Source organism: Yoonia sp. D2-7, from assembly GCF_055809435.1.
On sequence record NZ_CM147912.1, the window covers coordinates 1,679,674 to 1,694,595 of the forward strand.

A 14,922-nucleotide genomic window follows, 5' to 3' on the forward strand; every position below is an offset into this window, starting at 1 on the left:
CTGAGGGAAGGACCCGAAAACGTCAACTAGCCGTCCCTTGGCAATTGCCGCTTTGGGCCATATGTCTAGGCCAACCTAAAAACACGGGAGCGCCCAATGGCCGATATTAAAGATCCAGAAAACACGATCATCATGACACTGAAAAACGGTGACGTTGTGATCCAGCTTTTGCCTGATGTGGCACCACAACACTGCGAGCGGATGAAGACACTCGTGCGCAATGGCGACTACGACAACGTGGCGTTTCACCGCGTGATCGACGGCTTCATGGCGCAGACAGGCGACGTGGCAAACGCGAACATGGAAAAAGACTACAACCCGGGCCGCGCAGGCACAGGTGGGTCGAACATGCCCGACCTGCCAGCAGAATTCTCCAAGATCCCACACGCACGCGGGTCTATCGGTGCGGCGCGGTCTGCGAACCCGAACTCTGCGAACTCCCAGTTCTTTATTAACTTCAAAGACAATGACTTCCTGAACGGTCAGTACACTGTTTACGGTCAGGTCATCGAAGGCATGGAGCACGTTGACGCAATCGTAAAAGGCGAACCACCTGCGAACCCTGATCGTATGGTGAAAGTTGTGGTGGCTGCTGATGCTTAAGCTTGCTGCCGTTCTTGCACTTGTCGCTGGTCCAGCGGTGGCGACAGGTCTTGAAATCGACGTGACAGGTGAGGCCAATGGCACCATCAGGATCGACCTTTTCGAAGATGTCGCACCAAACCACGTGGCCCAGATCACTGCGATTGCAGAAGCGGGTGACTACAACAATGTCGTATTCCACCGCGTGATTGAGGGCTTCATGGCGCAAACTGGCGATGTCAAAAATGGCGTCGCGGGTGGCAACCTGTCCCGTGCGGGTACAGGTGGGTCTGACCTCGGCAACATCAACGCGGAATTCTCTGATCTTCCGTTTGATCGTGGCGTCGTCGGCATGGCGCGGTCGCAAAACCCGAACTCTGCGAATTCGCAGTTCTTCATCATGTTTGCACCGGGACACTTCCTGAATGGTCAATACACAGTCGTTGGTGAAGTTACCGAAGGCATGGATGTCGTTGACGCGATCAAGCGGGGCCAAGGCCAAAGCGGATCTGTTGCGGGCACGCCAGACGTCATGAGCGCCGTACGCGTGACGGAATAACGCATCGCACTTGATGTGCAAAAGGCGGGTCCAATAGGGCCCGCCTTTTTTATTGGGCAACTGCGTTTCCTTTTGGGAAACACTGCTGTGACGCTACGACCGATGGTTGTGTCAGGTCGCAAGGCTGTTAGTGTCGCGACTTGTCGAGTTCAGTGGTGATAAAGATATGCGACCAGTTTTTCTATCTTACGGTTTGATAGCAGTGCTACTGGCTGGCTGCGGCGGCGGCGCGTCGAATACGGCCGAGGTCATGGCATCTGTTCCCACGCCAAACCAACCCGCAACCCCGACACCAGATACGCAAACGCCCGCCGTGACGCCGCCGGCTGTATCCGACACCTCAATTACGCTTTCACAGGTGAACGCGAACGCTGCTGGGTTCGCGGCTTTGTTGACGGATATCGGGGCACGCGAAGACCTGAGCGAACTTGCCCCACTGGATTCCGTTGCAGATCTGCAGGCACGGGGCGGTGCGACCTATGACGGCGTCTTCTACGTCTATGGCAACGCGTCGCGCGTCGATGGATTTGTCGGCAACAGCGTTATTGAAATCGGCTTTGATGATCCTTCGAACCCAAGCGTTGCTGGCGGTGCGGACGGTTTCATCTATGTGGATGGGCCGGAATTAGCGGCTGTCGTGGAAACGGATTCTTTTGCGGCGATCGCGAGCGATACGCCGACCTTCGATGCCGAAGGGTCGATCACTTTCACAAACGGCGAATTGGCCAATACGTCCGGTGTCGCAGCCGCCGGATTTGAAATCGCGGGGACGCTTAGCGCTGATACCGGTGGTGGGACCACGCAAACGGTAGATGTAACAGGCGCAATGGCCGTCTTGTTCGACGGGGATCAGGCGTTTGGGGTCGGGGGCGATATTAGCGATCCGTCCTTTGACCTGAGCACCCCAGAAGTCTTCTTTTTTGGTAATGCAGACCGTTAGGTCCCGCAAAATGTGCGGGTGACCTGTTCTTCCTCGGTCGGAGCCTTGGCAAATCCCTTGGTCGCGTCTGTGAGCGGGGCAAAAGGATCCGTGACAGCTGCCAAAAACGCGTGAAACGGTGCGAAGTCCCCAGCTACAGCAGCTGTAATCATCGCTTCGACATTATGGTTGCGGGGAATGATCAAAGGGTTCACCGGTTCAGCATCACGACGTTTGGTCCAGCGGTCATGCCATGCGTCAAATGCAGCGCGGTCCAAAAATTGATCCCGCGCATCGTCAAGATTGGCAAAAACGTTCGTGAAATCGGCACCGTCTGCCGCCATCAGGTCCAGTAGATCGCTGGCAAGGGCATCATCGGCCTCTGTCATCACCGTCAGGCCCAACTTTCGCCCAAACACACGGCGACGCTCTACTTGAAAGATATCGTTGAAGCTGTTGACTGCAATCGTAAATTCTTCAATCGCAGCGTCCCGATCATCCATCAGCGGAATAAGGGACGTGGCAAATTGGGCCATATTCCACGTCGCGATTTGTGGCTGGTTTTGATAGGCGTAGCGACCAAATTGATCAATCGCGCTGAACACGCGTTCGGGGTGATAGCTGTCCATGAAGGCGCAGGGCCCGTAGTCAATCGTTTCGCCTGCAATTGATGCGTTATCGGTGTTCATCACGCCGTGGATAAACCCAAGCCCCATCCACTCCGCGATCAGTCTGGCCTGCCGCGCAATCACGGCATTCAAAAGGTCGCTTGGACCTGTGGCATCAGGATAATGCCGCGCAATTGTGTAGTCGGTCAGGGCCTTCGACGCATCCATATCGCCGCGTGCTGCGTAAATCTGGAAGGTGCCGACGCGGATGTGGCTGCTGGCAACGCGGGTCAGCACAGCACCGGGCAGGACGGTTTCACGCACCACAGGTTCACCCGTCGATACAGCGGCTAAGGCGCGCGTTGTGGGGACGCCAAGCGCGTGCATGGCTTCGGACACGAGATATTCACGCAACACAGGACCAAGCCACGCACGACCGTCGCCACCACGTGAAAACGGCGTACGACCAGACCCTTTCAGCTGGATGTCGAAGCGTTGATTGTTCTGAACAACTTCACCCAACAACACCGCGCGTCCGTCGCCCAGTTGCGGGTTCCAGTTCCCGAATTGATGACCCGCGTAAAGCTGCGCAAGGGGGGCGGCACCGTCTGGAATGGTATTGCCCGCAAACACGGCCGTGTCGTCATCTTCAAACGTGATCCCGAGGTCTTTGGCCAGTGCATCGTTGCGGATAATCAAATGCGGGTTCCCGACGGGTGTCGGTGTAACCTCGGCGAACATATTGGCCGGTAAGCGACTGTAAGAATTATCGAAATGCGCCTTCATGACAGAATATCAGTCACCACTGACCGCGTGTTATCTGTCCGAAAACCAACGCGTTTCCAAAAATGTAACAACGGATTGTCCGCAGCGCCCAGTTCCGCATGCAAAGCTTTCACACCGCCCGCTCGCAAGGCCACCGCAACTGCGTGCAAGGTTTCGGTGCCGATGCCGCGTTTACGGACGGACGGGCGCATGTAGATTTCTGAAATCCAGCCGACCATACCGCCAGCCTCAACGCTCCATGCGAAGGTGACTAGCACGTAACCCAACGGGGCGCGGGCAGGGCCGATCAACCAGATCGCACCCAGCGGGTTTCCTTCAAGCAAAGGTGCAGCAACGGCGGCACGGTGCGCATCGTCGTATGGAAGCCCTTGTTCGGTATGATGTTTTTCCATCAACGCGAGGCACAGATCGGCGCTATCCGGCGTCGCAAGGTTCACCGCGGCGCTCATAGTCTGGCCAGCCGTGTGGCAAGCAAATCAAAGAAACCGTCGGCGTCGATATCTTTCATGAAGGTCGCGTTAGCCGGTCGATCCGACACGCGCCACCAATCCGCGACAGTGGCCCCAAGCGTCAATTCCGACGTCGTTTCGATCTCGACGTTGATGTGGCGGCCTGCGAACAGGTCAGGTTGGATGAGATAGGCGATCACGGTGGGGTCATGCAGCGGCGCGCCCTCTGATCCGTATTTTTCCATGTCGAACCTTTCGAAAAAATCGGTCCATGCGGCGACCATGTCGCCGATCTTGGTCCCCATGGCGCGGAACTTGTCGACGCGGGCTTTGGTGGTCAGCGCCTTGTGGGTTACGTCAAGTGGCATCATCGTGATCTTCACGCCAGATTTCATTACGATATCAGCGGCTTCTGGATCGACGTAAATGTTGAATTCAGCGCTTGGTGTGATGTTGCCTCCTTCAAAATAGCCACCGCCCATCAATACAATTTCTTGCACCTTTTCAACGACATCCGGTGCGCGATTAAAGGCCGTGGCAATATTCGTCAAAGGGCCAAGCGGGCACAGCGTGACGGTGCCTGCGTCTTCGCGGCGCAGCGTTTCGATGATGAAATCGACGCCGTGCTGGTCCTGAAGCGGCATGGTCGGATCATCCATTTGCGGCCCGTCCAGACCGGTGGACCCGTGAACATGTTCGGCTGTGATCAGTTTGCGATTTATGGGGGCATCGCAGCCCGCGAAGACCTTGGTTTCGGGGAACCCGGCCAATTCACAAACGATGCGTGCATTCTTTTCGGTCAGGGGCAGTGGCACGTTACCGGCGACGGCCACGACGCCCAAGACATCAAGGTCTTCGGGTGACGCGAGCGCCAACAAAATGGCGACCGCGTCGTCTTGGCCGGGGTCCGTGTCGATGATGATTTTGCGGGGCATGAAACGTCCTTTTGATTCCGCGTCACTGTGTCGGTTTGGGGCAAAAGGGGCAAGGGCTGGCGGCGCGATAACGTGGCGCGCTAAGGCTGATTTGCGCCGATGATAGGGTTGGTTTTGGCGCGCCGTCCGCCGAATTTGGGCTGATTTTTAGGCGATCCTTTTTACGCTGTATCGCAAGGATGATTTCAGCAACTCATGGCCGAAATTGGACATCAACGCACAACCCCATGGTGGGTCTAAGGCGTTGTGGTCAAAAGGGTTTCGGGAAGCATCAGCTTCTCAAGATCCGAAAAATGGAGACATGACCATGACAACGCAAATGAAGCTCACAACGCCTGCAATCGCATTGATTATGACAGCCGGGGCTGCGTCCGCACAGGCCGCAAGTATCGATGTGAATGGGGATGGAATGTATAGTTTTCCGGAACTGCAGGCCGCAATGCCTGAGATCACCGAAGACGCTTATGTCGTACTGGATGTGAACGGGGATGGCTTACTGGAAGCTGACGAAATTACGGCCGCAATCGAAGCGGGTCTGATCGTCAATCCGGAAGAATAACAGATAGATGCGCACGGCGGGGACGCCTGCCGTGCGCATGATTTTAGACGTGTGCGTCTGGTCCGCGCGACAAGGCGGCAACGCCCGTGCGTGCGACTTCCTGAAGGCCCAGCGGGCGCATCAGGTCCGCAAAGGCGTCAATCTTTTCAGGCGTGCCTGTGATTTCAAACACAAATGATTCCAACGTGCTATCGACCACATTGGCGCGGAAAATATCGGCCAAGCGGATTGCTTCAATGCGGTGATCGCCTTTGCCAGCGACTTTCAGCAGCGCCAATTCACGTTCCACAGATGGGCCTTCGACGGTCAGATCGTTGACTGTGTGCACGGTGACAATCCGGCCCAGCTGCGACTTGATTTGCTGGATCACTTGCGGCGTCCCAGACGTCACAATCGTGATCCGTGACTGATGACCTGTGTGGTCAATTTCAGCCACTGTCAGGCTTTCGATGTTGTAGCCGCGTCCTGAGAAAAGGCCGATGACACGGGCCAGAACACCCGGCTCGTTTTCGACGATGACCGCCAAAGTGTGCTGTTCGACCGTATCGCCAAACGGCGTTTTCAGGTCATAGGCAGAGTGGCTGGAGGCGCCTTTTTTGAGTTTGAGTGGTGACATGGTGATGTCCCTTTTTCGCATTTTTTGCATTGTGACTGACGTGCACAATGCGTGCACAACCCGTGCACTGGTGTGTCATTAAACGAGGACTGCGCCGCCCGCCTTGATTGCCCCTTGCGTGTCCGCGTCGCCCAGCAGCATTTCATTGTGCGGCTTGCCTGACGGGATCATCGGGAAGCAGTTTTCGTGCTTTTCGACCAGACAATCGAACAGGACCGGACCGTCGTGCGTGATCATTTCCATGATCGCATCGTCCAGCGTGTCGGGGTCGTGGCACTGGATGCCTTTTGCACCAAACGCTTCGGCCAGTTTCACGAAATCGGGCAGGGATTCAGACCAGCTGGATGAATAGCGTTCTCCGTGCAGCAATTCCTGCCACTGACGCACCATGCCCAGACGTTCGTTGTTCAAGATAAACTGTTTGACGGGCAGGCGGTATTGCATCGCGGTGCCCAGTTCCTGCATGTTCATTAGCCATGACGCTTCGCCTGCCACGTTGATGACCAGCGCGTCAGGATGCGCCATTTGCGTGCCAATCGACGCAGGGAAGCCATAGCCCATCGTGCCAAGACCACCGGAGGTCATCCAGCGGTTCGGGTCTTCAAAGCCAAGGTATTGCGCGGCCCACATCTGGTGCTGGCCCACTTCGGTTGTGATGTAGCGGTCGTGTTTCTTGGTCAGTTCCTCAAGGCGCTGCAACGCGTACTGCGGCTTGATGATCTTGCCTTCTTGTTTGAAGCTCAAACAATCGACTTTTTTCCATTCGTTGATCTGGTCCCACCATTTTGCCAGACCTTCTTTGTTGGTCTTGCGTCCGTTGGCCTTCCAAACTTTCAGCAGGTCCTCAAGAACATGGGCCACGTCGCCCAAGATTGGCATATCAACGTGGATCACCTTGTTGATGGATGATGCGTCGATGTCGATGTGTGCTTTCTTCGATCCCGGTGAGAACGCATCAAGACGTCCTGTGATCCGGTCGTCGAAACGCGCCCCGATGTTGATCATGAGATCGCAGTCGTGCATCGCCATGTTGGCTTCGTACAGCCCGTGCATACCCAACATGCCCAGCCAGTTGTCGCCAGACGCGGGGTAGGCGCCCAGACCCATCAGCGTGGATGTGATTGGGAAACCTGTGGCCGCAACCAATTCGCGCAGCAGCTGGGACGCTGCTGTGCCAGAGTTGATGACGCCGCCGCCTGTATAGAAGATCGGGCGTTTTGCTGTTTCCATCGCTTTGGCGAGTTCGGTGATCATTTCCAGATCGCCCTTGACCTGCGGCTGGTAGTGCGTTTCCATCTGCTTTTTCTGGGAATAGGCCCCCGTTGCAAATTGCACGTCTTTCGGAATGTCGATCAGCACCGGACCCGGACGGCCCGATGTTGCGACATGGAATGCTTCGTGCAGTGTTTGCGCCAGTTGATCCGTTTCCTTGACCAGCCAGTTATGTTTCGTACATGGCCGCGTGATGCCAACGGTGTCGGCTTCTTGGAACGCGTCGGACCCGATCATGAATGTCGGCACCTGACCGGTCAGAACCAGCAATGGGATGCTGTCCATCAACGCATCCGTCAGGCCCGTGACGGCGTTTGTCGCTCCCGGGCCGGATGTGACCAAGGCCACGCCAACCTTACCAGTGGATCGCGCATACCCTTCGGCTGCGTGAACCGCACCTTGTTCGTGGCGGACCAGAACGTGTTTAATGTGGTTTTGCTGGAAAATCTCGTCGTAGATCGGAAGGACGGCACCACCGGGATATCCAAAGACGACTTCCACGCCCTGATCTATCAGAGCCTGTACTACCATTTTTGCGCCGGTCATGGCTTTTGTCATATCACTCGCGTCCTTCGCGTCAGTTTTCAAGTCGATTGGCAACGTGGGTTACCGGTCGTGTTCTCACAAAAAAGCCCCCGATGTTATCGAGGGCGCATGGGAAGCTGTTATGGCTTTACCGTTACCGGCCCATGCGCGTTATATTCACCACTAGAATGACGATGTTCATCTCAGGCTCCTTCGTGTGGGGACACACTATGCAGATGAAAAAGGGGGGTCAACGCCTGAGTTGGAGAAAATGTCGTCAGAAGGCGATTTTTCGCAACTTTGTTAAAGGTGGCGTTTTTGGGTGCGGCGTTCATGGGAAAGCAAAAGGCCCGCCACATTGGTGACGGACCGTTTCAATCAGGTGTTGGTGCATCCAAGCCTAGCAATCGCGGGGCCCGTCGATGTGAGCACCGATAATTAGTTCGCGTCAAAGCAACCGGCGTTACCAGCCTGACACCGCTCATTGAGGAAAAGTCCGAACTCGGCTTCGCCCTCTACATCGTCGAAAAGCGTTGTTGCAACGCCACCAACAGTTGCGTCTTCAAGGAAGCCGTCGCCAAGAGTGATCGCACCTGCGATGGCTGATGCTTCATCGCCACCTAATGCTCCTTCGTAAGTGCCGACGGTTTCGAGGTCCTGAAATTCGACAGTACCAGCGAATTGGCCGTCAAGATCGAATTCAGTTGCCGTCAGGATAATGGTCTGCAGGTCGATGGCTAGCCCGTCGGGATCATATACGCGATCGTAGATAGACCCGTTTACCTGACGGTCGCCAAAATCGACATTGACGAAGACATCGCCAGTAATCATCGTAGCAGCTTCTGGTACAAGTGATGGATCCGCGCCGTTGCCGGTCGTCAGAAGTGACCCGATGTTGGACAGGCCAACATAATCACCTGCAAAGCTTGCGAGTCCCGCTGGCGCCGCTGTGTACGCGACCTGCTGAACGACCCCACCGCCGAAGTAACGGTTGAATTGTCCGCCATCCATCACAAGAACAGCATTGAGACCAGCGTCATCAGATTCGGCAGCAAAACCTGTGAATGCGCGATCAAGTGGGTCATCTTGCTTCACAAATCGCGCATAGCCATCCACTGTTCCTGCTGCGATGTATTCTTGCAGAATGTCATTGCCGTCCAATGCAATTTGTACGGTCAAGGTGCCAGCTTCTGGATCGAACGAGGCGGTGCCAACATCACCTGATGTGACTGCCCTTGTTGTCACTAATTCAGCGGAAGGGTCGGTGGGGGCCGCAACAACTGGTGGCTGCGCACGCGGCAGGTTTTTGGGATCGGCCGCTTCGCCTGGCGATGGTGGCACGACTGTGCCGTCTGTTGGTGTGTCAACGACTTCGGTCGGCGTTTCCGGGGTTTCCGGCTCCACGACAGGAATGTCCGGCGTTGTAATGACTTCGTTGCCTGAGCTGTTGCCGCAGGCAGACAAGGTTGCTGCAGCGACGGCTAATCCAAACAACTTATTCATTTGTACATTCCTTTTTTGACCACTCATATGTTGTAAAAGCGGCGGTTGGCTGAAAGTCAATCTGTAACCGCAAGTTGAGCGTAGTTTTCAATATCTCACACATTGAATACACTTCTAAGGCGTTAAGATGGCAAAGTTCGTTCCTAATCAAGGACAAGCAGCGATGCCGGATCATATTCGAAATCAACCTCGCGGTACGGCGTCTCAAGCATCATATTAGCGGACCTGAATCCGTCGGCACGTCAGGCTGATGCGATTGGATGCGACTTTTTCCCCGTAGATTTTCAGGCCTGTCGGGTCCATGACAATACGGCCTGCATTCTGGGCTAAAAGGCACGTTATGACCGAGACAATTGTAGATTTAGAGACATGGCCCCGTGCTGCCCAGTTTCGCTGGTTTCGCACCTATGATCGCCCGCATTATGCAACCACGTCTCGTTTGGATGTCTCGCGCTTAATCGCGCGGCGTGGCGCGTCGGACTTTTCTGTGTACCGCGCGAGCCTGTTTGCGATTGGCTGTGGCCTGCATGCGGTGCCCGAGCTGCTGATGCGGTTTCGAAGTGACACGGTTGTGCGCCACGCGACGACGCATTTGTCGATGCCAGTGCCGACTCCGCAGGGGAGTTTTAACTACGCCTATGTTCCGTTTATCTCAGACTTCGCGGAGTTTGATCCCCAGACTAAAGCAATTTTGCACGAGGCCGCCGCCGCTGACGAATTGAATGCTGTGGGGGCGGGGACCGACGATGTGGCCTTCCTGTCCTGTATGCCGTGGCTGGATTATACGTCGATCAACAACGCGATGCCCCATAAAGATGACAGCATTCCGCGGGTCACTTGGGGTAAGTATGTGTCTGAATCGCACGAATGGAAAATGGCCATGACGCTCGAAGTCCATCACGCGTTGGTCGATGGCGCGCATGTCGGTGCGTTTTTTCAGGCGGTTCAAGAGACGCTCGATCAGTTTTAACGCTAACAGGCGACGGGTTGGTCCTAGACCACCGTCCCGCATCCGCGTATCAGGCCCGCGCAACATGACCCGATAGACTGGGCGGCGGGAGGCCACGACCATGACTGACAAGACACGTATCGTTATTTCAAGCGACCATGCCGATATCGCGATGCGCCAAGCCATTGCGGCGCGCGTGGCTGAATTGGGCTATGAGGCGGTTGATATCGGCCCGACCACTTCGGAAAGCACCCATTACCCCAAGCACGGCGAAGCGGCCGCGCGGATGGTCGCGTCAGGTGATTGTGCGCTTGGCATTTTGCTGTGCGGCACAGGGCAGGGGATCATGATGGCAGCCAACAAAGTGAAGGGTATCCGCTGCGGCGTCTGCTCTGACACGTTTTCGGCTAGGATGATCCGTGAACACAACGACGCGAATATGTTGTCGATGGGCGCGCGGGTGATCGGCGAAGGCCTTGCGCTGGACATCGTCGATGCGTTTCTTGGAGCAGCCTTTGAAGGCGGCCGCCACGGCACGCGGGTCGACATGATCACAGCGATTGAAGGCGCTTAGGCGGTTTTTGGCAACGAGCGCGAATGGATCAATGATCACTTCGCGTTCAAAGTTGTGACTGTACGCTTAGCGCGTAACGTCTGCCCGTAATCTCGAAGTTGGATTTAGAACCAACCGATGATCGCGTCGTAGGCATACAATCCAAGGTAAGCCAGAGCGATATTGTAGAACGTATTCCCAATGGCCAACGGCACGATGATCCGCCAGTAGTTGTAGCCGATAATGCTGAGCGAGCCGACGACGAAATCGTTGGAGAACGGTGACACGGTTCCGTAAACGAAAAGCGCAGGTGTCACTAATCTTGGGTGACGCGCGAGGCGTTCGGACAAGTGCTCCATCGTTGCCTCGACTCTTGGCGGCAGACTGGATTTGACCGTGCGGCCGACCAGATACATCGTGCTGTCGCCGAGCATGACGCCCATGGCAGTGCTGATCCCAAGCACAACAGGATTCAACCCGCCGGCTGCCAGACTCATCAAGACCAGATGATAAGGAATGCCGGTGAAGGTCGTGAAGCCGCCGATCATGCCGAGGGCGAACATTACCACATAGGCATTGGTGGCACCGACCGCGTCAATCAGGTCGTCTGCCGGAAAGCTTGCCACAGCGATCGAGATCGCCAGGTACGCACCGACCACCATAACCACTTTGGCGACGTTCTTGCCGCGTCTAGGGGGCGGATTGATTTCGGCGGCGGTCACTCTGCTGGCCCATCGGTTAGGGGCCGCATGCGGTCGACCGCGAAGGTCCCATCGTCCACAAAGCTGCCGCGCATCATGACATGCTGTCCAATTTCCATTTCCCAGAACGACGCGATATCGCGCAGCTCCGCGTCAGCGGATACGACAAGGACGGTGATCTCGCCGTGTGCGTCCTGAATGCGCGCGCTGTCTGTGGTGACGCTGACGACCTCACCCGCAAGACGGTGTTGAGTCTCTTGCGCCTGCATGTAGAGGAAAAACAGCGAGAGCAGCGCGAATGCGACCGCTGTCGCCAGACCGACCAGGAGTGTCCGGCCCAGCGAATAAGGGTGGGTTTTGCGGGTCATCTTGTGCCTTTATCCATCAGGCTTTGATACCACGGTCGCATTCGATGAACACCCTACGCCGTAACACGCTGGCGGCGGCGCGCCCTTATCGACGACACGCGGTAGATTTCCAAAAGGACGAGTGGCATGAAGTGCACCAAGGCCGGTCCTATCCCGCCCCAATCATGCAACGCTGCCCAGTGGACAAGCGTCAGCACAGCAGCGCCGTATACGAACTGCTGAAGCGTTTTCCAATTGCGGCCCAATTTGCGGACCCAACCGTCTGTTGATGTGATGGCCAGTGGCACGAAGATCAGAAACGCCAGCCAGCCCGTCCAGATATAGAGTTTGGAGATTTCGCCACCGGTGAAGGCCACGGCCCCTTCGTCAATGAGGTAAAGCACCGTATGTGCCAGTGCGTAAAAGAACGCAGCGACGCCAAGGTGACGGCGGCGCTTCATCATCCAGCGTGGCCAGCTTGAATTGCGAAACAACATCATCAGCGGCGTAATCATCATCGTGATAATCATAAACCGCGCGGCGAATTCGCCGGATGGGTGAAGGACGTTCTTCACCGCATCGGGATCGCCAGAGGTCAGCCCGAGGATCATGGGAATTGCGGGCAGGCTGAGCAGCGCCCAGAAGGTGTAGGGATGGTCCCAAATGGATTTGAGTGTGGACATGGGGTTTCTCCGAAAGATCGAGAGTTGTACGATGCGCGGCTGCAGTTCCGTCGCGGTTATTCTGCAAGAGACGAAAAATAATCGTCCCAGCTTTGATGGGGGCGGCCAGTCACGGTCTCGAAACTGCCCATACGGTCATAGCTGCCTTTGCTGATGCCTTCGTAGATGCCGCCGATGATCGGGCCGAAAAAATCGCCCAATTCTGCCGAGCGATCCGCGACAAAGTCTGCCGATGACATTGCGCGATAGGTCAGTTCGGTGTCGAAAGCAGCGTTCAGGTGTTCGGCCAGTTGGTTTTGCGTGATGGGCGTGCCGTTCAGGTTGAAGGTCTCACCGTTCAGGTCATCCCGTGTCAGCAAAGCTGTGTAGGCATGGGCTAATTCCGACCGCGTGGTGTAACCGCATTTGCCGTCGCCCGCGCTGTTGGCGATCTCGCCTTGGGTACGGTAGCTGTCGATATATTCAACATCCGGTTCGATATAGATCCCGTTGCGCCCGATTGCCCAGTCTAGGCCACTGGCGCGGATGTCCGCCTCGGTCTGGCGATTGCTTTGGACAACAGGGGAAAAGGCGGTGCCTTCAATGGGGCCTTGAATGCTGGTGTAGACGATTTTGCGCACCCCTGCGGATTTTGCGGCATCGATTATATTGCGATGCTGCTGAATGCGATCTTCCGGCGGGGCTATGCCGGAGACGAGGATTAGGGCGTCGATGCCTTTGAGGGATGCGCGCAGATCGTTTTGTTTATCATAATCGCCGGGGCGAACGTCGATACCTAGACCTTCCACGCGGGCGGGAGTGCGGGCCAGACCTATGACGTTGTCTGTACCAAATCTGTCGATGAGTTTGAGCGCGATTTCGCGGCCCAATTGTCCGGAAACGGCGGTGACGGCGTAAATCATAAGTTTCTCCTACGGGCGGGGGGAATGGCCCGAAGATCAGGCCATTCTGTTTTGTCTCGTATCAGCCGTGATACGCTTGGCTAATTGCGAAGCTGTCTTCGAACCAGTGCCAAAGAACGACCTGTCCATCACGGACCTTGGCGCGCAGGGCGAATGTGAATTCACCCGTTTCTTTGCCTGAATGCGTTGTGATGCCGTTCATCACACCGAAAACGGCCACGGTATCGCCCGATGCGAAGGCGTCGGTGTTTTCCCATTTGGTCGTTTGCAAGTTTTCGGAAAAAACGCCGAGGAAGGTAAAGATGTTTTCCTTGCCACGGGTCTCGCCGATCCACGGCAGGCTTTCGTCGCCTTCATTGTGCCAAACCATGTCATCGGCCATCAGGCTGTTCATTTTTTCCATGTCACCCGATCCCATCGCGCCCATAAAGGCCATGACTGTGTCGAATGATGCTTGTGTTTCTTCGTCCATTTCTTGTGCTCCTGCTTGTGTTCCAAGGATGATCGCCAGCGATGCGCCGAGCGACGTTGTGAGTAATGTTCTACGGTTCATTTTATGCTCCTATTTGGTGCGCCGCGGGCGAGCCGCGGCGCTACGGTGGATTAGAATTTGCCGGCTTCGTTGTGTGCCGCGTCTGCGGCTGGCATCGGCGCGATGACATCCCAATGTTCGACGATCAGCCCGTCTTCGACGCGGAACAGGTCGTAAAATGCGGTGGGGTCTTCACCGAGCGTGCCTTCGGACATTGTCAGTACGAAGTTGCCTTCGCCGATGACCTTATGGACCTCGGTGTAGTCCATGCTGACGCCTTGCTGGGCCATCTCAGCCATGAATGCACCGAAGCCTTCCAATCCATCTGCAACCATCGGGTTGTGCTGGATGTATGTGACGGGGCTGATGTAATCGGTGATGTTGACCTCAGCATGTTCGATCAATGATTTGGTCAGAAAATCTTCAACCAGCGCCTTGTTCGCTTCGGTTTGATCAAGATCGGTGATCTCGGTCGCGCCATCGATCTGGCTGCGGCCTGACGGGTTCAGGGGCTGTTCGCTGATCAGGTTGTCCCAGTGTTCAGCGATCTTGCCGTCCTCGACACGGAAGACGTCGAAACCAATGACAGGATCGGGACCGAAGCCTTCGTAACGGGCATGGACGGCGACGATATCATCATCGGCGATCACACGGACATATTCAGCGCTAAAGTCACCATTGCCGGATAGAAAGCCGACAACGCCTTTTTGGGCTTCGATGCCGTTTGCGAACATGTCGTTATGCTGGATAATGTCGGTCGCGAAATATTGATCAACAGCGTCGACATCGCCTGCCAAGAGCGTGTTTTCCAGCGCCTCAAGAACAAATGCCTTGTTTTCTGCGCTGTCAGCAATCGCGGTGATTGGTAATGCAACCGCGATAGCGGCGGTGGCCATAAGTGTTTTCATAGTCATGTTTATCTCCAGGTTTCAGGGGTGATTT

At 55.8% G+C, this 14,922-nt stretch carries 18 protein-coding genes; 6 read left to right on the top strand and 12 right to left on the bottom strand.

Annotation, left to right across the window (positions count from 1 at the left end):
* The first annotated feature begins 96 nt into the window (after nucleotides 1-96).
* The 3 genes from AC0L7R_RS08115 (at nucleotide 97) to AC0L7R_RS08125 (ending at nucleotide 2,081) form a co-directional block, all read left to right on the top strand.
* Complete coding sequence (locus AC0L7R_RS08115) at nucleotides 97-603, top strand: peptidylprolyl isomerase (RefSeq protein ID WP_247128938.1); 507 nt, start codon at nucleotides 97-99, stop codon at nucleotides 601-603.
* Nucleotides 596-1,141: a peptidylprolyl isomerase gene (locus AC0L7R_RS08120; RefSeq protein WP_473660173.1), complete on the top strand. Its 546-nt coding sequence runs from the start codon at nucleotides 596-598 to the stop codon at nucleotides 1,139-1,141. Before AC0L7R_RS08115 ends, AC0L7R_RS08120 begins: the two co-directional genes overlap by 8 nt.
* A gap of 166 nt (nucleotides 1,142-1,307) precedes the next feature.
* Nucleotides 1,308-2,081, top strand: a complete 774-nt coding sequence (locus AC0L7R_RS08125) for a hypothetical protein (protein ID WP_473660175.1) — start codon at nucleotides 1,308-1,310, stop codon at nucleotides 2,079-2,081.
* Here the strand turns inward: AC0L7R_RS08125 and AC0L7R_RS08130 are convergent.
* From AC0L7R_RS08130 to AC0L7R_RS08140, 3 genes are read right to left on the bottom strand one after another with little or no spacing between them, the layout of a single operon-like run.
* Nucleotides 2,078-3,454 (bottom strand): protein adenylyltransferase SelO family protein, encoded by a 1,377-nt coding sequence (locus AC0L7R_RS08130; RefSeq protein WP_473660177.1) that lies wholly within the window; start codon nucleotides 3,452-3,454, stop codon nucleotides 2,078-2,080. The two genes, AC0L7R_RS08125 and AC0L7R_RS08130, sit on opposite strands and share 4 nt — an antisense overlap.
* Nucleotides 3,451-3,903, bottom strand: a complete 453-nt coding sequence (locus tag AC0L7R_RS08135; protein WP_473660179.1) for a GNAT family N-acetyltransferase — start codon at nucleotides 3,901-3,903, stop codon at nucleotides 3,451-3,453. The genes AC0L7R_RS08130 and AC0L7R_RS08135 overlap by 4 nt, the downstream gene beginning before the upstream one ends.
* On the bottom strand, nucleotides 3,900-4,838 hold the full coding sequence (locus AC0L7R_RS08140) for a nucleoside hydrolase (protein WP_473660180.1): 939 nt from the start codon (nucleotides 4,836-4,838) through the stop codon (nucleotides 3,900-3,902). Before AC0L7R_RS08140 ends, AC0L7R_RS08135 begins: the two co-directional genes overlap by 4 nt.
* A 307-nt stretch (nucleotides 4,839-5,145) precedes the next feature.
* Here AC0L7R_RS08140 and AC0L7R_RS08145 point away from each other — a divergent pair, with 307 nt between their 5' ends.
* Nucleotides 5,146-5,397, top strand: a complete 252-nt coding sequence (locus tag AC0L7R_RS08145; RefSeq protein ID WP_473660182.1) for an EF-hand domain-containing protein — start codon at nucleotides 5,146-5,148, stop codon at nucleotides 5,395-5,397.
* Nucleotides 5,398-5,440: 43 nt separating this feature from the next.
* Here the strand turns inward: AC0L7R_RS08145 and ilvN are convergent, their stop codons facing one another.
* The 3 genes from ilvN to AC0L7R_RS08160 all read right to left on the bottom strand — a co-directional run bounded on the left by ilvN (nucleotide 5,441) and on the right by AC0L7R_RS08160 (nucleotide 9,313).
* The gene (gene ilvN, locus AC0L7R_RS08150; RefSeq protein ID WP_348107183.1) at nucleotides 5,441-6,013 is read right to left on the bottom strand and encodes an acetolactate synthase small subunit; all 573 of its coding nucleotides are present in this window, start codon (nucleotides 6,011-6,013) and stop codon (nucleotides 5,441-5,443) included.
* A gap of 78 nt (nucleotides 6,014-6,091) precedes the next feature.
* Entirely contained in the window at nucleotides 6,092-7,843 is a 1,752-nt protein-coding gene (locus AC0L7R_RS08155) for an acetolactate synthase 3 large subunit (protein ID WP_247128930.1), read from the bottom strand.
* 405 nt (nucleotides 7,844-8,248) lie between these two features.
* On the bottom strand, nucleotides 8,249-9,313 hold the full coding sequence (locus AC0L7R_RS08160; RefSeq protein WP_473660185.1) for a HupA family protein: 1,065 nt from the start codon (nucleotides 9,311-9,313) through the stop codon (nucleotides 8,249-8,251).
* 340 nt (nucleotides 9,314-9,653) lie between these two features.
* Between AC0L7R_RS08160 and AC0L7R_RS08165 the strand changes: the two genes are divergently transcribed.
* A complete protein-coding gene (locus AC0L7R_RS08165) occupies nucleotides 9,654-10,283 on the top strand; it encodes a CatA-like O-acetyltransferase (RefSeq protein ID WP_473660187.1) in 630 nt (209 codons plus the stop codon).
* 100 nt (nucleotides 10,284-10,383) lie between these two features.
* Nucleotides 10,384-10,836 (top strand): ribose 5-phosphate isomerase B, encoded by a 453-nt coding sequence (gene rpiB, locus AC0L7R_RS08170; protein ID WP_473660188.1) that lies wholly within the window; start codon nucleotides 10,384-10,386, stop codon nucleotides 10,834-10,836.
* 104 nt (nucleotides 10,837-10,940) lie between these two features.
* Here rpiB and AC0L7R_RS08175 read toward each other — a convergent pair whose 3' ends face one another.
* The 6 genes from AC0L7R_RS08175 to AC0L7R_RS08200 all read right to left on the bottom strand — a co-directional run bounded on the left by AC0L7R_RS08175 (nucleotide 10,941) and on the right by AC0L7R_RS08200 (nucleotide 14,894).
* The gene (locus AC0L7R_RS08175; RefSeq protein ID WP_473660190.1) at nucleotides 10,941-11,537 is read right to left on the bottom strand and encodes a VTT domain-containing protein; all 597 of its coding nucleotides are present in this window, start codon (nucleotides 11,535-11,537) and stop codon (nucleotides 10,941-10,943) included.
* Complete coding sequence (locus AC0L7R_RS08180) at nucleotides 11,534-11,884, bottom strand: hypothetical protein (RefSeq protein WP_473660192.1); 351 nt, start codon at nucleotides 11,882-11,884, stop codon at nucleotides 11,534-11,536. Before AC0L7R_RS08180 ends, AC0L7R_RS08175 begins: the two co-directional genes overlap by 4 nt.
* Nucleotides 11,885-11,937: 53 nt before the next feature.
* A complete protein-coding gene (locus AC0L7R_RS08185; protein ID WP_473660194.1) occupies nucleotides 11,938-12,546 on the bottom strand; it encodes a ferric reductase-like transmembrane domain-containing protein in 609 nt (202 codons plus the stop codon).
* Nucleotides 12,547-12,602: 56 nt separating this feature from the next.
* The gene (locus tag AC0L7R_RS08190; protein WP_473660196.1) at nucleotides 12,603-13,448 is read right to left on the bottom strand and encodes an NAD(P)H-binding protein; all 846 of its coding nucleotides are present in this window, start codon (nucleotides 13,446-13,448) and stop codon (nucleotides 12,603-12,605) included.
* A gap of 61 nt (nucleotides 13,449-13,509) precedes the next feature.
* A complete protein-coding gene (locus AC0L7R_RS08195; protein WP_348107191.1) occupies nucleotides 13,510-14,001 on the bottom strand; it encodes a nuclear transport factor 2 family protein in 492 nt (163 codons plus the stop codon).
* A 50-nt stretch (nucleotides 14,002-14,051) separates the two neighbouring features.
* A complete protein-coding gene (locus tag AC0L7R_RS08200; protein WP_473660198.1) occupies nucleotides 14,052-14,894 on the bottom strand; it encodes a nuclear transport factor 2 family protein in 843 nt (280 codons plus the stop codon).
* Nucleotides 14,895-14,922: the final 28 nt, after the last annotated feature.